21 protein-coding genes are annotated in these 21,899 nt (G+C 62.3%); 8 read left to right on the top strand and 13 right to left on the bottom strand.

What is annotated here, in order from left to right:
* Positions 1-85: 85 nt before the first annotated feature.
* From rbfA to corA, 3 genes are read left to right on the top strand one after another with little or no spacing between them, the layout of a single operon-like run.
* Positions 86-490: a 30S ribosome-binding factor RbfA gene (gene rbfA / locus EP165_RS04430; protein ID WP_127520321.1), complete on the top strand. Its 405-nt coding sequence runs from the start codon at positions 86-88 to the stop codon at positions 488-490.
* Positions 490-1,455 (top strand): tRNA pseudouridine(55) synthase TruB, encoded by a 966-nt coding sequence (truB, locus tag EP165_RS04425; RefSeq protein WP_127520320.1) that lies wholly within the window; start codon positions 490-492, stop codon positions 1,453-1,455. Before rbfA ends, truB begins: the two co-directional genes overlap by 1 nt.
* A gap of 52 nt (positions 1,456-1,507) precedes the next feature.
* On the top strand, positions 1,508-2,581 hold the full coding sequence (gene corA / locus EP165_RS04420; RefSeq protein WP_164742952.1) for a magnesium/cobalt transporter CorA: 1,074 nt from the start codon (positions 1,508-1,510) through the stop codon (positions 2,579-2,581).
* Between the two features lie 47 nt (positions 2,582-2,628).
* Here the strand turns inward: corA and EP165_RS04415 are convergent, their stop codons facing one another.
* A complete protein-coding gene (locus tag EP165_RS04415; RefSeq protein ID WP_127520318.1) occupies positions 2,629-3,387 on the bottom strand; it encodes an SDR family oxidoreductase in 759 nt (252 codons plus the stop codon).
* Positions 3,388-3,667: 280 nt separating this feature from the next.
* Here EP165_RS04415 and rpsO point away from each other — a divergent pair, with 280 nt between their 5' ends.
* The 3 genes from rpsO to EP165_RS04400 all read left to right on the top strand — a co-directional run bounded on the left by rpsO (position 3,668) and on the right by EP165_RS04400 (position 7,551).
* Positions 3,668-3,937, top strand: a complete 270-nt coding sequence (gene rpsO / locus EP165_RS04410) for a 30S ribosomal protein S15 (RefSeq protein WP_127520317.1) — start codon at positions 3,668-3,670, stop codon at positions 3,935-3,937.
* A gap of 364 nt (positions 3,938-4,301) precedes the next feature.
* Entirely contained in the window at positions 4,302-6,443 is a 2,142-nt protein-coding gene (gene pnp, locus EP165_RS04405) for a polyribonucleotide nucleotidyltransferase (RefSeq protein ID WP_127520316.1), read from the top strand.
* 106 nt (positions 6,444-6,549) lie between these two features.
* Positions 6,550-7,551 (top strand): class I SAM-dependent methyltransferase, encoded by a 1,002-nt coding sequence (locus tag EP165_RS04400; protein ID WP_127520315.1) that lies wholly within the window; start codon positions 6,550-6,552, stop codon positions 7,549-7,551.
* A gap of 36 nt (positions 7,552-7,587) precedes the next feature.
* Here the strand turns inward: EP165_RS04400 and EP165_RS04395 are convergent, their stop codons facing one another.
* From EP165_RS04395 to fabA, 4 genes are all read right to left on the bottom strand, one after another.
* On the bottom strand, positions 7,588-9,117 hold the full coding sequence (locus EP165_RS04395) for a putative bifunctional diguanylate cyclase/phosphodiesterase (protein ID WP_127520314.1): 1,530 nt from the start codon (positions 9,115-9,117) through the stop codon (positions 7,588-7,590).
* Between the two features lie 87 nt (positions 9,118-9,204).
* Positions 9,205-10,017: an enoyl-ACP reductase FabI gene (fabI, locus tag EP165_RS04390; RefSeq protein WP_127520313.1), complete on the bottom strand. Its 813-nt coding sequence runs from the start codon at positions 10,015-10,017 to the stop codon at positions 9,205-9,207.
* A 15-nt stretch (positions 10,018-10,032) separates the two neighbouring features.
* Positions 10,033-11,253, bottom strand: coding sequence for a beta-ketoacyl-ACP synthase I (fabB, locus tag EP165_RS04385; protein ID WP_127520312.1), 1,221 nt, complete (start codon positions 11,251-11,253; stop codon positions 10,033-10,035).
* 49 nt (positions 11,254-11,302) lie between these two features.
* Positions 11,303-11,815: a 3-hydroxyacyl-[acyl-carrier-protein] dehydratase FabA gene (gene fabA, locus EP165_RS04380; RefSeq protein WP_127520311.1), complete on the bottom strand. Its 513-nt coding sequence runs from the start codon at positions 11,813-11,815 to the stop codon at positions 11,303-11,305.
* 241 nt (positions 11,816-12,056) lie between these two features.
* On the opposite strand from fabA, the gene irrA reads away from it, so the two are divergent.
* Positions 12,057-12,467, top strand: coding sequence for an iron response transcriptional regulator IrrA (gene irrA / locus EP165_RS04375; protein ID WP_245440011.1), 411 nt, complete (start codon positions 12,057-12,059; stop codon positions 12,465-12,467).
* A 21-nt stretch (positions 12,468-12,488) separates the two neighbouring features.
* Here the strand turns inward: irrA and EP165_RS04370 are convergent, their stop codons facing one another.
* On the bottom strand, positions 12,489-13,061 hold the full coding sequence (locus EP165_RS04370; protein WP_127520309.1) for an SH3 domain-containing protein: 573 nt from the start codon (positions 13,059-13,061) through the stop codon (positions 12,489-12,491).
* 158 nt (positions 13,062-13,219) lie between these two features.
* On the opposite strand from EP165_RS04370, the gene EP165_RS04365 reads away from it, so the two are divergent.
* Positions 13,220-14,221 carry a 2-hydroxyacid dehydrogenase gene (locus EP165_RS04365; RefSeq protein WP_127520308.1) on the top strand — a complete coding sequence of 334 codons (1,002 nt, stop codon included), beginning with the start codon at positions 13,220-13,222 and terminating at the stop codon, positions 14,219-14,221.
* A gap of 9 nt (positions 14,222-14,230) precedes the next feature.
* Here EP165_RS04365 and EP165_RS04360 read toward each other — a convergent pair whose 3' ends face one another.
* The 7 genes from EP165_RS04360 to rpsT all read right to left on the bottom strand — a co-directional run bounded on the left by EP165_RS04360 (position 14,231) and on the right by rpsT (position 21,813).
* Positions 14,231-14,644, bottom strand: coding sequence for an aconitase X swivel domain-containing protein (locus tag EP165_RS04360; RefSeq protein ID WP_127520307.1), 414 nt, complete (start codon positions 14,642-14,644; stop codon positions 14,231-14,233).
* The gene (locus EP165_RS04355; protein WP_127520306.1) at positions 14,634-15,890 is read right to left on the bottom strand and encodes an aconitase X; all 1,257 of its coding nucleotides are present in this window, start codon (positions 15,888-15,890) and stop codon (positions 14,634-14,636) included. The genes EP165_RS04360 and EP165_RS04355 overlap by 11 nt, the downstream gene beginning before the upstream one ends.
* 15 nt (positions 15,891-15,905) lie before the next feature.
* Positions 15,906-16,673 (bottom strand): molybdopterin-synthase adenylyltransferase MoeB, encoded by a 768-nt coding sequence (locus tag EP165_RS04350; protein WP_127520305.1) that lies wholly within the window; start codon positions 16,671-16,673, stop codon positions 15,906-15,908.
* 34 nt (positions 16,674-16,707) lie between these two features.
* A complete protein-coding gene (recF, locus tag EP165_RS04345) occupies positions 16,708-17,889 on the bottom strand; it encodes a DNA replication/repair protein RecF (protein WP_127520304.1) in 1,182 nt (393 codons plus the stop codon).
* A 5-nt stretch (positions 17,890-17,894) separates the two neighbouring features.
* A complete protein-coding gene (gene dnaN / locus EP165_RS04340; RefSeq protein ID WP_127520303.1) occupies positions 17,895-19,013 on the bottom strand; it encodes a DNA polymerase III subunit beta in 1,119 nt (372 codons plus the stop codon).
* A gap of 212 nt (positions 19,014-19,225) precedes the next feature.
* A complete protein-coding gene (gene dnaA, locus EP165_RS04335) occupies positions 19,226-20,758 on the bottom strand; it encodes a chromosomal replication initiator protein DnaA (protein ID WP_127520302.1) in 1,533 nt (510 codons plus the stop codon).
* Positions 20,759-21,546: 788 nt separating this feature from the next.
* Positions 21,547-21,813, bottom strand: a complete 267-nt coding sequence (rpsT, locus tag EP165_RS04330; protein WP_127520301.1) for a 30S ribosomal protein S20 — start codon at positions 21,811-21,813, stop codon at positions 21,547-21,549.
* Positions 21,814-21,899 lie beyond the last annotated feature (86 nt).

Below are 21,899 nucleotides of genomic sequence, written 5' to 3'. Positions count from 1 at the left end.
ATGCGCTGCCGCTCCTAATACTGAACGATAACAGAAACATGCAGGTCGGTTCGATCCCGGCCTGCACGATTTCGGGAACCTAACCGTGTCGAGATTTTCATCTTCCGGCCCGTCCCAGCGCCAGTTGCGCGTCGGCGAGCAGGTCCGCCACGCAATTTCCACCGTGCTGCAGCGCGGCGAGGTGCGTGACGACCTGATTGAGGCCACCGTCATTTCCGTATCCGAGGTGCGTATGTCGCCCGATCTGAAGATCGCAACCGCATTCGTTGCGCCGCTGGCCGCCAGGGATGACGACGCGGTGGTTGCCGCGCTCAACCGCAATGCGCGCTTCATTCGCGGCAAGGTCACGCCCGAACTCAGGCAGATGAAATACATGCCCGAGATCAGGTTTAGGCTCGACACCAGCTTCGACAATATGGCGAAGATCGACCAGCTGCTGCGCTCGCCGGAAGTCGCGCGCGACCTCGACGAGGACGGGGAAGACGACTGATGCCCCGCAACCGCAAGAAGAAGGGCCGCCCGATTTCGGGTTGGGTGGTGTTCGACAAGCCGGTGGGCATGGGCTCCACCGAGGCCGTCGCCAAGATCAAATGGCTGTTCAATGCGGCGAAGGCCGGCCATGCCGGCACGCTCGACCCGCTGGCATCCGGCATGCTGCCGATCGCGCTGGGTGACGCAACCAAGACCGTGCCTTACGTGATGGACGGTGCCAAGGTTTATCGGTTCACCGTCGCCTGGGGCGAGGAGCGCTCGACCGACGACCTGGAAGGCGAGGCGACGAAAATATCCGAAAAGCGGCCCTCAGAAACCGAAATCCGGGCGCTGCTGCCGCAATTCACCGGTGTCATCATGCAGACGCCGCCGCAATTCTCGGCGATCAAGATCGGTGGCGAGCGTGCCTACGATCTCGCACGCGAAGGCGAAGCGATCGACATTCCTGCGCGCGAAGTGGAGATCGGCCGGCTCGACATCGTGGAAATGCCGGACGCAACGCATACCGTCTTCGAGATCGAATGCGGCAAGGGCACCTATGTGCGCTCGCTCGCCCGCGACATGGGGCGCGAGCTTGGCTGCTACGGCCATATCGCCGAACTGCGCCGCACCGAGGTCGATCCATTCACGCCCGGGCAGCTCGTATCCCTCGCAACGCTGGAGCAGGCATCGCCGGAGCGGGAGCTTGGTGAAGACAACCGCCCGCTGCCTCCTCCTGCCGATGCCTTCGGCGCGCTCGACGCACTGGTGCTCGACACCGGCGCCGCCCTTTCTTTCCTGCCGCAGGTGATGCTGTCGGACGATGCCGCCCGCAAGGTGAGGCTCGGTAACCCGGCAATCATACGCGGCGCAGGCGCGCCGATAGAAGCGGAGGATGCCTGCGCGGTGGCGCGGGGACGCCTCGTTGCCCTGGGAGCGATCGAGGCAGGCATGTTCCATCCGCGCCGCGTTTTCAGCGACTGAACAATCGAACTTTTGGCTTGCCGCCGGTGCGTCATCTGCGCAACCTTGGTTCATGAGCCGAAAGAAGACCCTGGTCCACCATCGCCGTTCGCCGGTAGGCGCGCCTCCGGGGCTGCTTGTTCCGGACGAACACGCTTCGCCGACGTCGATGCGCATGACGATCATCGAAGACGATGCGATTACCGAGAAGGCGGATGTCGGCATCGGGGATGTGCGTGCCGCGCACAAATCCGGCAAGCGCTTGTGGGTCGATGTCATCGGTCTGGCCGACCTCGAACTGATTGCCGCTATCGGTGAGCTCTTCAACATGGATCCGCTGGCGATTGAGGATGTCGCCAACACCGACCAACGGCCGAAAGTCGACGTTTACGACGGCCATCCGCTGATCATCGTCCACATGTTCGACGGCAAGAGCGTAAGCTCCAAGGAGCAGTTTGCCATTGCCTTCGACAAGACGCATGTCGTCACGTTTCAGGAGCGTCCGGGCGACTGTCTCGACCCCGTTCGCAAGCGCCTCAATGCCCCGACGGGTCGCATCCGCAAGCGTGGCGCGCCCTATCTGGTCTACGCGATCCTGGACACCGTTCTCGACGCCTATTTTCCGCTGCTTGAGGCGATCGGCGAGGAGCTCGAGGAGCTTGAGGATCGTATCACCTTCGACCCGCGCCCCAGGGACATCAACGAACTCCACGCCATCAAGCGCCAGCTGCTGACCGTCAAGCGCGCGCTTTGGCCGTCGCGGGAAATGCTCTCTGCCCTGACCCGGGAGGAACTTGGTCTGATCCCACGCGACATCCAGCAGTATATGCGCGACACCTACGACCACGCCATTCAGCTGATCGATGTGACCGAAACCTATCGTGAACTCGCCACCGGTCTGCTCGATCTCTACATGTCGTCGGTCTCCACGAAGATGAACGAGGTGATGAAGGTTCTCACCATCATCTCCACCATCTTCATTCCGCTCGGCTTCCTGGCCGGCATATGGGGCATGAATTTTGATCCGAATTCGGCCTGGAATATGCCGGAGCTCGAACTGCCATACGGATATCCGCTGGCGCTGGGCGTGATGGCGTCGATCGCCATCGCGCTGCTGCTCCTGTTTCGATGGAAGAAGTGGCTGTGACCTCAGGTCGTTAGGCTCACCTCTCCCACCGTTTTGGCCTGGGCGCGTCAGGCGAGCCTGACCGACATGCCACCGTCCACGATCATCGGGCTGCCGGTCATGAAGGATGAGCGATCCGACAGCAGGAACAAGGCGGCTTGCGCAATCTCCGCGGCACTTGCCATTCGTTTCATCGGGTGCAGATCGGCAATGTAGGCGAGAACGTCGGGATTGCCCTCGCCGCCTGCCGGCGTAACCGTGCCTCCGGGCAGCAGCGCGTTGACGCGGATCCCTTCCGACGCGTGCTCAGTGGCCAGCGACTGTGCCAGGCCAATCAGTCCTGCCTTCGACGCCGCATAGGCGCCCATGCCCGACATGCCGCCATTGCTGAACCCCACGAATGACGAAGTGAAGACGATTGAACCGTGCCCTTGCTTCCGGAACACAGGGATTTGCGCCTTGGCGGCAAAGAACGCCGCTGTAAGGTTGATACCCAGTACGTCGTGCCAGTTGTCGATTTGCATTTCGGGCACCGGGCTCATATCGCCCACAATGCCGGCATTGTTGAATGCACCGTCCAGCTCGCCATATTCCTTCAGCGCCAATTCTACGAGTGCTTCCGAGTAATTCTGATCTCTCACATCCCCGGCCAGCCAGGTGGCATTTCCGCCGCTGCCTTTGATGCGCTCCGCGAGGCTTTCGAGTTCCGCCGACCGCCTTGCGCCAAGGATCACATTGGCCCCTTCCTCTGCGAATAGCGACGCAGCTGCGGCTCCTATCCCGCTGCTCGCCCCGGTTACGATGATTGTTTTACCTTCAAGTTCCACGTCGCATCTCCTTTGTGGTTTGGCGCTACCTACGGTCGGGCCGGGGGAAGTCGCCACCCGAATCCTGATCTGCGGATGGCGTGCTGCAGATGCGCTGCGCCTGCGCGGAAATCAGCCGGCGGGCATCAGTCCGCAGCTTTTCCGAATGGGCTGGCATTTGCCGGTGAATTGGACTATATGCGCCGCAGCGCAGCGTAAGACGCTGCCTTTACCGGCCCCCGCTGGACGACATCCCGGCCGTGGGCGTCCCTTTTCCTCCCGAGTTTTGAAAGGAATTCCGATGTCGATAACCGCTGAGCGGAAACAGGACCTCATGAAAGAATATGCAACGGCCAAGGGCGACACCGGTTCGCCGGAGGTGCAGGTCGCTATTCTCTCTGAGCGTATTACGAACCTGACCGAACACTTCAAGGACCACAAAAAGGACAATCACTCCCGCCGTGGTCTGCTGAAGCTGGTTTCGCAGCGCCGTCGTCTTCTGGACTATCTGAAGACCAAGGACGAAGGCCGTTACACGACGTTGATCGGCAAGCTCGGTCTGCGCCGCTGATTGTTGCGGGAACGGGCGGCTTTGTCCGCCCGTTTTTGCATCGCCGGGGCTTTGAAACGCCCCGAACCCCGCGCCGCCGCGACAATCGAAACGCAGACGGCGCAACCCCAGGACCGGGTCATGGGGCAGGATTGCAGGCAGCTCGGCGCGTCGAGGCGACGCGCGTACCGGCGAGCTCCCCGTTGTCTTGCCCGTGGCTCGTTCCGGACCTCCACCGGCCCATCCAGGGCAGGGTGTCGGGTCCGATAGCATAACCGGCAGCGCCATCTGGTGGCCTTGCGCCGCGTGTCGTGGCAGCCGGCGAACGAAGCAGGGAAGCGGACCGCGCCATGGAGGGCGCGCGCTTTCCCAACAAGGACGAGATATGTTCAAACATCATAAAGTTGAAATGGAATGGGGCGGCCGTCCGCTCATTCTGGAAACCGGCAAGATCGCCCGTCAGGCAGACGGTGCGGTGCTCGCCACCTACGGCGAAACAGTGGTTCTGGCCACTGTCGTGTCGGCAAAGGAACCGAAGCCCGGCTTCGACTTCTTCCCGCTGACCGTGAACTACCAGGAAAAGACCTTTGCCGCCGGCAAGATCCCGGGCGGCTTCTTCAAGCGCGAAGGGCGTCCGAGCGAGAAGGAAACCCTGACGTCGCGCCTGATCGACCGTCCGATCCGCCCGCTCTTCGCTGATGGCTACAAGAACGACACGCAAGTTGTTCTCACCGTGCTTCAGCACGATCTGGAGAATGATCCGGACATCGTGGCGATGATCGGTGCGTCCGCCGCTCTTACCCTGTCGGGCGTGCCTTTCATGGGCCCGATCGGCGCGGCGCGCGTCGGCTATATCGGTGGCGAGTATGTGCTCAACCCGCAGGTCGACGAGATGCCTGAGACCAAGCTCGACTTGGTGGTCGCAGGCACCGGCGACGCAGTTATGATGGTTGAATCCGAAGCGCATGAGCTCTCCGAAGAGATCATGCTCGGTGCCGTGACCTTCGGCCACAAGGCCTTCCAGCCGGTGATCGACGCGATCATCAAGCTGGCTGAAGCCGCCGCCAAGGAGCCGCGCGAACACACCACAGCAGATCTTTCGGAGCTCGAGGGCGAGATGCTGAAGCTCGTCGAGGGCGAGCTTCGCGAAGCCTACAAGATCACCGACAAGCAGCAGCGTTATGCCGCTGTGGACGCGGTCAAGGCCAAGGTGAAGGAAGCTTTCACGCCGGCCGATGGCGAAGAAGCAAAGTGGTCGTCGGAGCAGGTCGGCTCGGTGTTCAAGGAACTGCAGGCGAAGATCGTCCGCTGGAATATCCTCGATACCGGCAGCCGCATTGACGGCCGCGACCTGCAGACCGTGCGCTCGATCGTGTCGGAAGTCGGCGTCCTGCCGCGCACGCACGGTTCGGCCGTGTTCACACGCGGCGAAACGCAGGCACTGGTGGTTGCCACGCTTGGCACGGGCGAAGACGAGCAGTTCGTCGATGCGCTCACCGGCACCTACAAAGAAACCTTCATGCTGCACTACAACTTCCCGCCCTATTCGGTGGGCGAGACGGGCCGCATGGGGTCGCCGGGACGCCGCGAAATCGGCCACGGCAAGCTTGCCTGGCGTGCGATCCACCCGATGCTGCCGGCGGCGGAGCAGTTTCCCTATACGCTGCGCGTTGTTTCGGAGGTTACCGAGTCCAACGGTTCGTCGTCGATGGCCACCGTCTGCGGCACCTCTCTGGCGCTGATGGATGCGGGCGTTCCGCTGGCCAAGCCGGTTGCGGGTATCGCCATGGGCCTGATCAAGGAAGGCGAGCGTTTCGCGGTTCTTTCCGACATTCTGGGCGACGAGGATCACCTCGGCGACATGGACTTCAAGGTTGCAGGCACCGTGGACGGCATCACCTCGCTGCAGATGGACATCAAGATCGATGGCATCACCGAGGAGATCATGAAGGTGGCGCTGGGCCAGGCCAAGGACGGCCGTACCCACATCCTGGGCGAAATGGGCAAGGCCATCTCCGAGGGCCGCTCGGAGCTCGGCGAATTCGCTCCGCGCATCGAGGTCATGACCATTCCGACCGACAAGATCCGCGACGTGATCGGCACCGGCGGCAAGGTCATCCGCGAAATCGTCGAGAAGACCGGCGCCAAGATCAACATCGAGGACGACGGTACCGTGAAGATCGCTTCGTCGAACGCGAAGGAGATCGAGGCCGCAAAGAAGTGGATTCACTCGCTGACGGCCGAGCCGGAAGTGGGCGAAATCTACGAAGGTACGGTCGTGAAGACCGCCGACTTCGGCGCGTTCGTCAACTTCTTCGGCCCGAAGGATGGTCTGGTCCACATCTCGCAGCTCGCTCAGGAGCGCGTCGGCAAGACGACCGACGTCGTCAAGGAAGGCGACAAGGTCTACGTCAAGCTGATGGGCTTTGACGAGCGCGGCAAGGTGCGTCTGTCGATGAAGGTCGTCGACCAGGATACCGGCAAGGAAATCGCCCGCGAGAAGAAGTCGGAAGAAACCGACGCCTGATCGCAGCCGCGATTATGAGATCGAAAGGGCGCGGTCCTGTGGCCGCGCCTTTTCTGTATGAGGCCCCATTGCCGGGCCGGGTCTAGGCGCAATAACTGGCGGGATGATGGACAACAGACCGGCGATAGCTCTTCACGTCATCGAACACGGTTTTGTCGACGGTGTTGCATCGCGCTGCCTGGTGGTGAACGCGCAGGCGGCGCTGCGCTGGCCGGAAGGGTTCGGCGCGCATACGACATATGTGCAGGATCTTCGGCCCGGCTACCTGGCGCTGAGCCGCCAGGGTTGCGATGTTCATCCTGCTCCGGAAGGAGCCGGGTTCGATCTGACCGTGATTTTTGCCGGGCGCCACCGCCGCCAGAATGAAGCCTGGATCGCCGATGCGACCGCCCGCACGGAACCGGGCGGCAGCGTCCTGGTTGCCGGCATGAAGACCGACGGCATGGCGAGCCTGAAAAAGCGCGTTTCCGCACTTCATGATCTGGCTGGTGCCCAGGCCAAGTTTCACGGCATGGCGTTCTGGTTGCGGCGGCCTGCCGAAGCTGCCGGGTTAGTGGAGGCACTGTCGCATCCGAACGGCCTGGTCGAAGGCCGTTTCGAGACCGGGCCGGGCATGTTTTCCGCCGACGCGGTCGATACCGGTTCACAGCTTCTGGCGCGGCATCTGCCTGACGATATCGGGGGCTCTGTGGCCGACTTCGGTGCTGGCTGGGGTTATCTGTCCGCTGAGCTGGCCAACCGCGCGGGCGTAGCCTCGCTCGACCTCTATGAGGCGTCTCATGCGGCGCTGCAGGCCGCGAAGACCAATCTGGGCGGAGGCGGGCGCATTGAGCTGGGCTTCTTCTGGCACGATCTTCTGTCGGAGCCTGTCAGCCGGCAGTACGACGCGATTGTGATGAACCCGCCATTCCATCAGGGGCGCGCGACCGAACCCGGGATCGGCTCGGTTTTCGTCAAGGCGGCACTCGGCGCGCTGAAACGCGGTGGAAGGTTGTTTCTCGTTGCCAACCGCGGTCTACCTTACGAGCGGGACCTGCAGGCCGGTTCGTCCGCTTTTGGCGAACTGGCTTCGGACGGGCGCTACAAGGTGCTTTGGGCGAAGAAATAGCCGGGAGCGGCTGCAGTACCGCTCCCCGTGCATGCTTTAGTGAAGGTTGGCGACCTTTTGCATTTCCGGTGCGTGGTTGATGACCAGCGGTTCCGGGCGGCCGTAGAAATAGCCCTGCACGACCTCGCAGCCGGCGGCCTTGAGCAGGGTTGCCTGGCTTTCCGTCTCGACGCCTTCGGCAATGGTGTGAACGCCCAGCGCGCGCGAAAGGCCCACAATTGTCGACACCACGGCGCCTGAATTGCTGTCCTTTTCCATCCGGGCGATAAAGGATCTGTCGATCTTCAGCTTCTGGAACGAGAAGTCGATCAGATAGCTGAGGTTCGAATATCCGGTTCCGAAATCGTCGACCGCGATTGAAATGCCCATCTGGCAGAGCTCTTCCAGAATCTTGGCCGCGCGTTCGCGGTCCTGCATCATGGCGGTTTCAGTGACCTCCAGCTCCAGCTTCTGCGGGCTGACGCCTGTTTCGCTGAGGATCGAGCGCACCATGGACATGAAGTCCTTGGACATGAACTGTACCGGCGAGATGTTGACGGCGACGAAACAGTCGTCCGGCAGCATATGGGCGTCGGTACACGCCTTGCGCAGTACCCACTCGCCGATTGGTACGATCATGCCGGTTTCTTCGGCGATCGGGATGAACTCCATCGGCGGGATCATGCCGCGGGTAGGGTGGTTCCAGCGGATCAGCGCCTCGTAGCCGACGATCCGTTTGCTCGCGAGATCCAGCTGAGGCTGGTAGTGCAGCGTGAAATCGCCGCGCTTGAACGCCGAGTGCAGCTCGGATTCGACCCATTGCCGGTGTTCGGCGACCAGTCCCATATCGGGATGGAACACAGCCCAGCTCGCGACACCCAGAGAGCGCGCCTGCTGCAGTGCAAGATTGGAGCGTCGCAAAAGCACGATCGGGTCGTCGCCGTCTTTCGGCATGGCGACAATACCCACCGAAATGCTGATCGATTGCAGGTGCGTCTTGAGCTGATAGGGTTTCATCATCAGCTCGATGAGTTGTTCGACCAGTTCATCGATCTGAATGGGCGTGGCGCCGTCCGGAAGAAGCACGCCGAACTCGCCGGCGCCGATACGCCCGATCTCGATGCCTTCCGGCAGGTTACGCGTCAGCCGTTCGGCAAACAGCTTGAGGAGTTCGTCGCCCTGCTGGTCGCCGATCGAATCGTTGATGTGTTTGAAGCGGTCAATGTCGATATCGATAAGATAGACCGGCTGGCCGGTGCGCCCGGTCTCCACGGCAGCCTCGGCGATCTTGCCGATCATGGCGGTCCGAGAATTGAGTCCGGTCAGTTTGTCGAACTGGGTTTCGCGGAAAACATAGCTCGCGGATTCATCGACACCGGCAAAGAATGAGAGCGAAGAACCCGCTGCTGCCAGCGCGCAAAGCGAGGCAATGATTGCGCCGATCACTTCGGCAGGCATGCCTGCAATCTGATCGCCCATGCCGTAGCGCAGCCCCCACAGACCAATGATGAAGCTGCACAGGCCGGCGGCTCCGATGGTCAAAAGGCGGAAGACTGGTGTACGAAACGGATGGTTGTTTTCTTGCATAGGAGATTGCCTCATTCAGCCTCAGCTTAGAGACAATCTCCTTAGAATCCGTTTCCGCACTCGATTCAGGTTGCGCGAGCGCAGAACCTAATTATCGTTTGAATCGAAGCGCTTAAGCTCATCCAGCGATGGCATGGAAACGATGTGGTAACCAGAATCCACAAAGTGTATTTCGCCGGTCACGCCGCCCGACAGTTCCGAAAGCAGATAGAGCGCCGACCCGCCGACTTCGTCGAGCGACACCGGTTTGCGCAACGGAGAGTTGCGTTGCTGGAACGAGAACATGTAGCGCGCGTCCGAGATTCCAGCGCCTGCGAGCGTGCGCACCGGGCCGGCGGAAATGCCGTTCACGCGGATGCCGCGCGGCCCGTAATCATTAGCCAGATAGCGGACGCTTGCCTCAAGTGCCGCCTTGGCAACGCCCATGACGTTGTAGTTGGGCATCACTCGCGTCGCACCGGCATAGGTCATGGTGACCATGCTGCCGCCATTCTTCATCAAAGGCGCGGCCAGCCGCGCCATTTCGGTGAAGGAATAGCAGGAGATCAGCATCGTCCGTGAAAAGTTCTCGCGGCTGGTGTCGGCATACAGCCCCTTCAGCTCGTTCTTGTCGGAAAAGCCGATCGCGTGGACGATAAAGTCGATCTCGCCCCACTCATTGCCCAGCGTCTCGAACACCGCTTCAACCGAAGCGCTGTCCTCGACATCGCATGGCATGACAAGCGTGCTGCCGATCTGCTCGGCAAGCGGCTTCACCCGCCGTCCGAAAGCCTCGCCCTGGTAAGTGAGCGCTATCTCGGCGCCATGCCTGTGCAGCGTTCTGGCGATGCCCCATGCGATCGAGTGATCATTGGCGATGCCGGTGACGAGGCCTCTGCGGCCCTTCATCAGTCCATCCATGCAGGCGTGGTCCTGTTATCCGTTGTAGCGCTGCATGACCAACGTCGCGTTGGTCCCGCCGAAGCCGAAGGAATTCGAAAGCGCGATGTCGAACTTGGCGTCGTCGATGCGCTTGCGCACGATCGGCATGCCTTCGAACTCGGGATCGAGTTCTTCCACATGCGCGCTCTCGCCGATGAAGCGCTCCTGCATCATCAGGATGGAGTAGATGGCCTCCTGTACGCCGGCACCTCCCAGGCAGTGCCCGGTCAGCGATTTGGTCGAGGCGATATGCGGGATGTCGTTGCCGAACACTTCGCGGATTGCCGCGATCTCGCGTGAATCGCCAACAGGCGTCGAAGTGCCGTGCGTGTTGATGTAGTCGACCTGGCCGTCGACGGTGGCAAGCGCCTGCTTCATGCAGCGCACCGCGCCTTCGCCCGAAGGTGCGACCATGTCGTAGCCGTCCGACGTTGCGCCGTAGCCGACGATCTCGCAATAGATCTTGGCGCCGCGCGCCTTCGCATGCTCCAGCTCTTCCAGAACCAGCACGCCGGCGCCGCCGGCGATCACGAATCCGTCGCGATTGGCGTCATATGCCCGCGAGGCGGTCGAGGGGCGGTCATTGTACTTGGAAGACATCGCGCCCATAGCGTCGAACAGGTTCGACATCGTCCAGTCGAGGTCTTCATGTCCGCCGGCAAACATGACGTCCTGTTTGCCCCACTGGATCAGCTCCGCCGCGTTGCCCACGCAATGCGCCGATGTCGAGCAGGCGGACGAAATCGAGTAATTCACACCGTGAATCTTGAACCATGTGGCCAGCGTGGCCGATGCGGTCGACGACATCGCCTTCGGCACCGCAAACGGACCGATCCGTTTCGGCGAGCCGTTTTTCTCTGTGATCGCAGCCGCTTCCACGATGGTACGGGTGGAAGGCCCGCCCGATCCCATGACGATGCCCGTGCGCTCGTTGGTGATGTCGCCTTCCTCGAGCCCGGAATCGCTGATCGCCTGCTGCATCGCGACGTGGTTCCACGCTCCGCCTTTGGACAGGAAGCGCATGGCCCGGCGGTCAACGAGTTCCGACGCATCGAGCGTGGGCGCCCCCCAGACCTGACATTTGAAGCCGTGTTCGGCAAAATCGTCCGAGAAGCTGATCCCGGATTTCGCATTGCGCAGCGAATCCGTCACCTCCGAGGCATCGTTGCCGATCGAAGAAACGACCCCGAGGCCGGTTACGACGACACGTCTCATATTGTTCTCCCTGGGCAGGCCGGTCAGCCGCCCGAAACGCTAGTGAAAATCAGGAACCCTGCTGTGCGAGACCGACACGCAGGTCGGTCGCGGTATATATCTGTTCGCCGTCGGCCTTGAGCCACCCGTCGGCGATGCCGAGCACAAGGCGCCCGCGCATGACGCGTTTGAAGTCGACGCCATACTCCACCAGCTTGGTGTTCGGCGTCACCATGCCCTTGAATTTGACCTCGCCGGTCGACAGCGCCATCCCTTTGCCGGGAAGATCGAGCCAGCCAAGGAAGAACCCTGTCATCTGCCAAAGCGCATCGAGCCCCAGGCAGCCCGGCATGACAGGGTTGCCGGGGAAGTGGCATGGAAAGAACCAGTGGTCCGGTTTGATCTGGAAGTCTGCCCGCACGCAGCCCTTGCCGAACGTGCCGCCATCTTCCGAAATTTCGGTGATCCGGTCGAACATCAACATCGGCGGTGCGGGAAGCTGTGCGTTTCCAGGTCCGAACAGGTCGCCGTTGGCGCATGCCAGCAAATCCTCGTACCCGTAGCTCGATTTGCGTTCCGCCATGAAATCCTCGCGCTTGCTTCCACCGGAAGTCGTTATGGTTCGGGTTTCCCTATCACAGACGTTAACCGGCTGGAAACTCCACATTTCCCGCTTGTACGGTCAACCATGTTCCCTCCACTGCTATTGATCGCGCTTGGCACACAAAATATATAGAACTGACAGCCAAGCCCCTCATTTGGTCGCGCAAATGACGGCTTTTCAGGCATAGTGCCGGAACTCGAGAGCGATTGTGGACGTTACGGTGACGGAAACACAGATTGAACAAAGGGTAAGAAAGGCGGGCCTGCGCCCGACCCGCCAGCGCATAGCGCTGGCCGAACTCCTTTTCGACAAAGGCGACCGTCACCTGTCAGCGGAAGAGCTGCACGAGGAAGCGCAGGCCGCGGGCGTGGCCGTCTCGCTGGCGACGGTCTACAACGCGCTGCATCAATTCACCGATGCCGGCCTGCTTCGAATCCTGGCCGTCGAAGGCGCGCGGACCTATTTCGACACCAACACCTCCGACCACCACCACTTTTTCGTCGAGGACGAAAACCGGCTGGTGGACATCGATAGCGGCACGGTCGCTTTGCACAATCTGCCCGAGCCTCCGGAAGGCATGGAGATCGCAAATGTCGATGTCATTGTGAGGTTGCGGCGCAAGCGGCGCTAGGCGCGCCGCCAACCCCGGGAATCAGTCTTCGATCGTCTCGCCCGGATAGGCGCCCCAGACGATCGACTGCTTGAGCCAGCCGCGCGCGGCACCGAACTCCATGCGGCACCAGTCGCCATTGCAGACATCGATCGTGCCGATTACGCCGGGCTGCAACTCGGCGACCACGCGCGATGTTTCGTCGGCATTGGCCCGCAGTGCGACCAGCGCCGGCTTGCCGCGTTGCCACGGCGCGACGATTGCGGTGCGCTTGCCCGAAAGCAGCGACTGGTTGATCCAGCCTTCTGTGCCGTCGGGGTCGCGGACCCGGCGCCAGTTGTCGAATTCCTGGATGATTTCCATGGGCAGGCCGGATTTCAGATACATCCAGTCGATGGCGTAGTTGAGGCCCGGCCCGATGCGCAGATTGACCCGGCTCGATTTGAGGCTCACGAAGCGCGGCAGCGGCAGGCCGCTTGGGCCGGTGGCGGTTCCGCTCAGATTGGCGGCCGCATGAGCCGTGCCAATGGCACCCTCAACGGGGAGCGCTACGGGGGTGACGGTCAAAATGGCTGCTGCGGACAGACACAACGCGAGACGTGATGGCATCGACATTCCGGTACATTGAAACCAGGCCGGCATCACACTTCGCAACCGGCCCTTTTTCTTTGTTTTCGGCCGGCCTACTTGATAGACAAAGGAGGCCGACACCTCCGGTCAGTGTCGCCTGTCTTGGTTAAAGAGGTCTCAACGGCCCGCAATTTGAGGATTCGATGGCAGGCAAGAAAAAGCCCCTCGTCGTTATCACCCGCAAGCTCCCGGACCAGGTCGAAACGCGCATGCGCGAGCTTTTCGACGCCAGGCTAAACGTCGACGATACGCCGATGACACAGCCCGAACTGGTAGCCGCGGTGCGGGAAGCCGACGTTCTGGTCCCCACCATCACGGACAGAATTGATGCCGCGCTTGTTGCGCAGGCCGGGGAAAAGCTGAAGCTGATCGCGAATTACGGCAATGGCGTCGACAATATCGATGTCACGGCTGCTGGTCAGAAAGGCATCACGGTCACCAACACGCCCAATGTGCTGAACGAAGACACTGCCGACATGACGATGGCGCTGATGCTGGCGGCCCCCAGGCGCCTGACCGAAGGCGCTGCGGTCCTGCAGGCGGGCGGCAAATGGCAGGGCTGGTCGCCGACCTGGATGCTCGGGCATCGCATCTGGGGCAAGCGGCTCGGCATTGTCGGCATGGGCCGTATCGGCACCGCGGTGGCCCGCCGCGCCAAGGCGTTCGGTCTGTCGATTCACTACCACAACCGCAATCGCGTTGCCCCGGCGATCGAGGACGAGCTTGAGGCGACCTATTGGGAAAGCCTCGACCAGATGCTGTCCCGCATGGACATAATCTCGGTGCACTGTCCTTCGACACCGGCCACATTCCACCTTCTGTCGGCCAGGCGCCTGGAGCTGATGCAGCCGCGTTCCTATGTCGTGAACACCGCGCGCGGCGACATCGTGGATGAGGACGCGCTTGTCAGGCTGATCCGCGACGGCAAGCTCGCCGGTGCCGGGCTCGACGTTTTCGAGCACGAGCCGGCGGTCAACCCCAAGCTGGTGAAACTCGCGGCACAGGGCAAGGTCGTCCTGCTGCCGCATATGGGGTCCGCAACGATCGAAGGCCGCATCGACATGGGCGAGAAGGTCATCATCAACATTCGGACCTATTTCGACGGTCACCGGCCGCCCGACCGGGTGCTGCCAGCGCGGGCCTGACCCCGCGGCCTAAGGCGACGTTATTCGCCCACCGCTATCGAAGCTTACGCGGTGACCGGCAAACTGGCCGTGCCGCTCCCTGTTCAGCTTGAATGCCGGCGGCGTATTCCATGCCATTTCGCGGGCGCAGATCAGTCCGACCAGCAGGATGGCGTCAGGCTCGTGCAGGACGATCGCTGCCGGTGCCTTGCCGGCGTGTACAAGCTCCATCAGCACGGCGGATGCGGATGAGGAGCCGATTGTGCCGGGCAGAAACAGAACCTTGCCGGCGATCGATGCACGGTGGTCCGGATGGCGCGGGTCGATCACAGTGCCGCTTGCGGGGTCGATGCCGCCCCAGAAGCTGATCGGCCGGGACAAAACCAGAGCATCTGCCGCACCGTCCATGCCGCCAACGAGCACATCGCCGATCTCAAGGGCCATGGCGCATTCCGTTCAGCGTTGGCCGCCCGCTCACTGCACTCTCCACACATTCCTCCAGCGAAGCGTACAGCACGTCGTAACCGGTGTTGCCCGGCGCATAATGTGCGAACTTGCCGGAGTTGGTCATCAGCACCCCTCCGTCCAGTTCGCGCATGATCGGCGTGACGACCACGCAGGTATCGGCGACGACAACAACACCGAGGGCTTCAAGTGTCTTGCGGCGGCCGCTCTCTTCCAGCCAGTGGAGCGCGTGCCGGCCGGTGCAGGCATAAAGGGGGACGGAGAGCTTACGGCCGGCCAGCGCCCTTTCAAGCTGGCGCAATTCGTCGATCGAAAGATGCGGGCTGCCAGTGGCGACAGCGTCGATCCGGTCAGGCCGGTGCGCGGTCGACAACCGGCTTTGGGCATCCGCGACCATCTTCGGCGTCACGGCTATGGTTTCGCCCGTTTGCCAATCGTCCCCTTCGTTTCGCGCCTCCGGCGTGATGCCGTCGATATGAAACAGCCCCACCGCACCCGATGATGCGGCGGCGGCGCCAAAGGCCTTGAGGTTGTCCTCGCCGGGATCGGTTTCAACGCCGGTGATGATGCCGATCGCGTCGCCCACGAGGCGGCCGTAAAGGCTCCCAAGCACAGGCCAGGCAACGTCGCTGGCCAGGAACGCTCTTTCGAGCGCGCTGAGATCCACGCTGACGGCTGGTATGCGATTGGCTGGCAAATGCAGCCCGGTCTCCGGTGCGCGGGCGGAGATGGCGCAGGCTATGTCGAGGAAATCGCCATATCGGTTGGTTCTGGCACCGAGCACGGAATTGCAGAAGACGACGGCATTGGATTCACCCCATGCGACATCGGTACCGAATTCCGGCCGATGGCCGGCTTGATATGGGGCGCAGGTCCAGCTCGCCTCGCAGCCCATGGCCGTATAGGCATCCATCATGCGTCGCGCCATGCCGCGCTGCGGCTCACCGAGGCGGATCTGCGCGCAACCGGTAAGGTCCAGCGCACCGACATTCAGCGTGGCGCGCACGGCGACCTTCGCGCCTCCGGCGACCAGCTTCTCTGCAAACAATGTGCCGGAATCGCCGTGAAAGAGCGCGCCGTCTATATGAGCGGATTTGATGGGGATCAGCCGGTCTGCGCCGAGAAGCTTGGCCGCATCGGTCACGATCCGCATGGCCATGGCCGCGCCTTCGCCTCGTGCACCGGCGGCAATTTCCCGTTCTTCGTCTTTGAGGTGCAGCGCCATTGCGTGCGAGAGATGTCAGGTATCGGCGCGCTTGTAGCGCACCGTGTCGAACCTCGCGCCGAGCGCGTCATACATCAAAAGCCTGCCCACCAGCGGTTCGCCGATCCCGGCAACGATTTTGATGACCTCCATTGCCTGCAGCGTGCCCATCACGCCGGTCAGCGCGCCAAGCACGCCCGCTTCGGCGCAGGACGGCACCATGCCTGCAGGTGGCGGTTCGGGAAAAAGATCGCGATAGCCGGGATTGAGCTTGCCTTGCGCATCGGTCTCGAAAGGCGTGAGCACCGTCAGCGTTCCGTCGAAGCGGCCGACGGCGGCTGTTACGAGCGGCTTGCGCGCGGCTTCGCAGGCATCGGCCATGGCGTAGCGGGTATCGAAATTGTCCGAACCGTCGGCGACCACATCGTAGCCGCGCACGAGTTCGGTGGCGCTGGCCGCGGTGATACGGTGCGGGTGTGCAATAACATGCACATTTGGATTGAGCCGCCCGACCGCGACCGCTGCGCTTTCCGTTTTCGGTTTGCCGACCGAACCGGTGTCGTGGATCACCTGCCGCTGCAGGTTGGAAAGGGAGACCTTGTCGTCGTCCACGATGCCCAGCGTACCCACGCCGGCGGCAGCGAGATAGGCGATTAGCGGTGCACCGAGGCCTCCGGCCCCGATGACGAGCACGCGGGCGCGCTTCAGCTTTTGCTGTCCGGGCCCGCCGATTTCCGGCAGCACGATGTGGCGCGCATAGCGCTCGAGTTCGGCTGGGTCGAGTTGTGTTACGCGATCGTCCATGATGCAGGGAGATTAGCTGCCGTCCGGCGTCCTGTCATGCGGCTTCGGTTGGCGAGACACGGCCGGCATCGACGGTCAGATATTGTGCCCGCCCGCGCAGGCTTTCGAAAAGGCCGGTCTCGGTTCCGGTCGCAAAATACTGGCAGTTGAGGCGCTCGAGGATGTCGAAAAGCGCCGCCCGTCGGTCGGCGTCGAAATGGGCGGCAATTTCGTCAAGCAGCAAAATGGGTGCAAGGCCGGCGATCTCGCCGACCAGCTGCGCATGCGCCAGCACCATGCCCACCAGCAGCGCCTTCTGCTCGCCGGTGGAGCAGAACTCCGCCGCCTGGTCCTTCGGTGCGTGCCGCACGAGAAGATCGGAACGGTGCGGGCCTTCGAGTGTACGCCCCGCGGCACGGTCGCGCGCGCGGCCGCGGGCGAGGGCGGTACGAAACTCCTCCTCCACGTCGACCGCCGGTCTGTCGCCGACATCCTGCTCCAATGTGCCCGAGATCGCGAGCAGCGCCTTGGGAAACGGCCCGTCTTGCGGCTGGCGCCCGACCATGGCCGTCATCAAACGCACCAGCTCGGCGCGGGCCGCGGCGATCGCCGTTCCGGCCTCCGCCATCTGCGCCTCGATCGCCTCGAACCAGGCGTCGTCATGGGCGTCGTCGGCAAGCAGCCGGTTGCGCCCGCGCATCGCCTTCTCGTAAGCGAGCGCACGCTGCCCGTGACCTGGATCGACGGAAAGCACCAGCCGGTCCAGAAACCGCCTCCGGTCGGCGGCGGGCCCGGTGAAAAGCTGGTCCTGCGCCGGTGTCAGCCAAATCACGCGCAGCCATTCGAGCATCGCGTCGGCACTGCGTGCCGTGGCGCCGTTGATGCGCACCTTGCGCCCGCCTTCGCCAGGTTCGCCATTGCCGCCGGCGGTTCCTGTGCCGATCTCGACGTCGCCGCCGGGGCCCTCGACATGGGCATGGACGGCAAACCCGGCCGCAGTACCGCTGCGCGCAACGTCGCTCAGCTGTGCACGGCGCAGCCCCCGGCCGGGGGTCAGGAACGAGACGGCTTCAAGAAGGTTGGTCTTGCCGGCGCCGTTCTGGCCGGTGAACACAACCGGTCCCGGCCCGAGGTCGAGCGCCAATCGATCGTAATTGCGGAAGTCGGAGAGCGTCAGCCGCGCGACATGCACCTGCGGCGGCGCGGCTGGCGAGGCGTCGTCGGTGCCTGCGGACACACGTCTTACACCCGCATCGGCATCAGCACGTAAAGCGTGCGCTCGTCGGCCGGATCCTGGATCAGCGTGGGCGAGCCGGCATCGGCAAGCATGAAGGTGGCTTCACCGCCGGTAAGCTGTGCCGCCACGTCGAGCAGATATTTCGCGTTGAAGCCGATATCGATCGGATCGGACGAATAGTCGGCGGCGACTTCCTCTGTCGCGCTGCCCGAATCCGGGTTGTTGACCACAAGCGTTACCTGGCCCTCGGCTATCGACATCTTCACCGCGCGGCCGCGCTCCGACGAGATCGTGGAGACCCGGTCAACCGCCGCCGCGAAGCTCTGCCGGTCGATGACGAGTTTCTTGTCGTTGCCGGTCGGGATCACGCGCTCGTAGTCGGGGAAAGTGCCGTCGATCAGCTTCGAGGTCAGCACCACGGAGCCGATGGTGAAGCGGATCTTGGTGTCGGAAAGTTCGATGGTCACCGCGACGTCCGGATCGTCGACGAGCTTCTGCAACTCGCTCACCGTCTTGCGCGGTATGATGATGCCGGGCATGCCCTCCGAACCGGCCGGTGCCTCTACCTCGGCACGGGCGAGGCGGTGCCCGTCGGTGGCCACGGCCCGCAGCATGAGCTTGCCGCCTTCTTCATGCGTATGCACAAAAATGCCGTTCAGATAGTAGCGCGTCTCTTCGGTGGAGATGGCGAACTGCGTGCTCTCGATCAGCGCCTTCAGCGACGTGGAATCGAGCCGGAACACATGGCTGAACGAACCGGCGCTGAGCTGTGGGAAATCGGATTGCGGCAGGCACTGTAGCTTGAAATTGGAGCGGCCGGAGATGACCGAAATGGAGCTGCCGCTTTCATCCGTCTTCAGCATCACTTCAGCGCCATCGGAAAGCTTGCGCACGATCTCGTAGAGAAGGTGCGCCGGCACGGTTGTCGAACCGGCCTGTTCGACATTGGCCTGTGTCGCCTCGGTGATCTCCAGATCGAGGTCTGTCGCTTTCATCTCCAGGCTTGCGCCATCGGCGCCCAGCAGCACGTTGGACAGGATCGGAATCGTATTTCGCCGCTCCACGACGCGGTGAACATGGTTGAGCGACTTAAGCAGATTGGAGCGTTCGAGAATCACGCGCATGACGGAATGGTCTCACCAGGAATGCGGTCGCCGAAGGCAGAACCTGCCGGCTCCCGATCAGCCTCGAAATGGGCCAGAATCGAAGCAAACTGACAGGAATTCCCGGCGAAAGGCAAGCCCGGTGGCGCGGCGCACCCCAGCATTTGGGGTCTAGCTGGGGAAAAGGCCGGGCGCATGCGCCCGGCCTCGCCGCATCTCCGTCTTTTGGCCGCTCAGGCCTGTTCCGAGATCAGCCTCTTGAGCAACTCTATCTCTTGCGCGAGCGTGTTGTCGTTGCCCGAAAGCCCCTCGATCTTTCGAACAGCGTGAAGCACTGTGGTATGATCTCTGCCGCCGAAGCGCCGCCCGATTTCGGGCAGGGAACGCGGCGTCAGAACCTTGGAGAGATACATTGCCACCTGCCGGGGCTTGACGATCGTGCGCGTGCGGCGGTTCGACAGCAGCTCCGTTTTCGAGACATTGTAGTGGCGCGCGACAATGCGCTGGATGTCTTCTATGCGCACCCGCTTCGGCTCGCCTGCCCGGCAGATATGTCCGAGTATCTCGTCCACCCGGTCGATGCTGATCTGCGGCTCGAAGGAATGCCGGAAGATGAGCTGGTTGAAGGCGCCTTCAAGCTCGCGCCCGCTGCCCGTCACCGAGCGCGCGATGTGCTCGAGGATCTCCATTGGGATTTCCAGCGACTTGTCTTCCTCCTGGGCGGCGGCGAGCCGCTGCTTCAGGATCGTGAAGCGCATCTCATAGTCCGGCGAGCTCATCTCGAGCGCGACGCCGCCATTGAGACGGGAGCGAACCCGCGGCTCCAGCGATTCCAGCTCTGCCGGCGGCCGGTCGGCGGCAACCACCACCTGCCGTGCGCTGTCGAGCAGCATATTGATCAGGTGGCAGAACTCGTTCTGGATCGACTTGCCCTGCAGGAACTGCATGTCGTCGATGATGAGCAGATCGATATCGCGCAGCTGCTCCTTGAGCGTCAGCGCATTGTTGTCGCGGATCGCGGTGGCGAAGCGCCACATGAAATACTCGGCCGTCAGGTAGACAACGCGCGACTGTGGCCGGTTCTTCAGCGCTTCCGATGCTATCGCCTGAAGGAGGTGGGTTTTACCCAGGCCCACTGATGCATGCAGGAAAAGCGGATTGAAACGCACTGCGTTGGAACCGGATTCGGCAATAGCGCGTGCCGCCGCGAGTGCCACGCGGTTCGACGGCCCCTCGATGAAGGACTGGAATGTATATCTGCCGTCCAGCGGCGAGCCGAGCACGCTGCTGCGCCCGCCATCGGCGCTGCGTCCGCGCTGCTGCGGCTTGTCGGGCCGGATATCGGTGCCCGGGCGTGCGCCGAGCTGTCCACCGACCGGCTTCGCCTCGCGTTGCTGGGGCTGGCTCTCGTCGATCAGCGCCCGGCCGGGTCGCACGCTGCTGCGTACAATGACCTCGAGCTTCAGCAGCGAGCTGTCACCCTGTTTCCAGAGATCGGTCACGAGGTCGAGATAGTGGCCATTGATCCAGGACCTGAGAAACGCGGTGGGTACGGAAAGGCGCACGACACCTTTCGACACCTCCGCCAGCTTCATGCGGCCAAACCAGCTCGAATAGACCTCGGCACCCAGCCGCGCCTTGAGCTGCGCCTTCACCCTATCGAAGTTCTTGTCCGCATCGCCGCCGCCAGCTGTGTCGGACCCCCCGATTGTTGTTTTTGTCGAAGAAAAGCTCGCCCCACCTTCTCGACCAACGCCGCCTTCCATGATCATGTCCCTGTTGTCTCTCTTATTGTGCGGCGGACCTTCAGCCCCTCGTTGGCCACGGGTCCGGAACCGCTCCTCGTTCTCGATCCAACTCTTCCTTGCCGCTGCCGATGCCTAACCTTTGCCCCCTTGTCGGCATCTGAAATGCGCGCGCACTAATCCCGTGCCGGCGCTTGCAGCGCCGGATTGCAATTGCCCGTGAGGGCAATAATGTTACCTCTGCTTTTCGATCAAAGCGGGCAAAAACCATCCCCGCGCGCAACAATACGCGCACCGAATGCGACAGCTTTTTTGGCTGGATAGCTGGGCTTAGCGCCCGCCCCCTCTGATGGCTGGACTGTACAAAAACCGGCGCCGAAAGAGCAAGTGCGCCGAAGCCCAATTTTCGCGATTCACGGCGCTTGACCGGCTTGCCGGATGGCCCGTGTTTGGCTCAATTGTGGCGAAACCGTTGTGAATCAAAACCTTCTCCAATTGGCGAGCGGTCACGGCGCCGGCAAAAAAAAGTTAAAAAAAATTCCTTGACTTATGAAACTGCTGTCTTGTCGTGCGGGCGAAATGACAAGCTGTGGATAAACTCCGGTAACGTACTGTTTTTAAAAGGATAATTTCGTCGGCCAGCATGTGAAAGGGAGCTTTCCGGCACCCTGGTCTGCAGATATGCCGGCAAATAAAACAGGCCCTTGGACCGCGCGCGTTTGGCGCGTTCTGCCACAAGCCATTGCTGCCAAAACGAAAAACCCGGCGCCTTGCGCCGGGTAAACAAATCTGAGGGCTGAAGGGTCAGCTCAAGCCGAAAGGGTCTTCACCCGGTTGGCGAGACGAGAGACTTTGCGCGAAGCCGTGTTCTTGTGAAACACACCCTTGGATGCGGCACGCATCAGCTCCGGCTGAGCTGCCTTGAGCGCGGCAGCCGCTGCATCCTTGTCGCCGGAAGCCAGGGCTTCCTCAACCTTGCGGATGAAGCTGCGAACCCGCGAGCGGCGGTTCTTGTTGACCTCGGTGCGGCGAGCGATCTTGCGCGTAGCCTTCTTGGCCGAAGACGTGTTGGCCATAATGCCTCTCTATCGAACTGGGGTGGCCAACGTCCCATCGCTGGACAGGCCAATAAAACAAAACGGCAGCCACAGGCCGCCTCAAG

The sequence above is a fragment of the Mesorhizobium sp. Z1-4 genome, assembly GCF_004000235.1.
Taxonomy (GTDB): Bacteria; Pseudomonadota; Alphaproteobacteria; order Rhizobiales; family Rhizobiaceae; genus RCIO01.
This window is presented reverse-complemented; position numbering and strand designations above follow the sequence as displayed.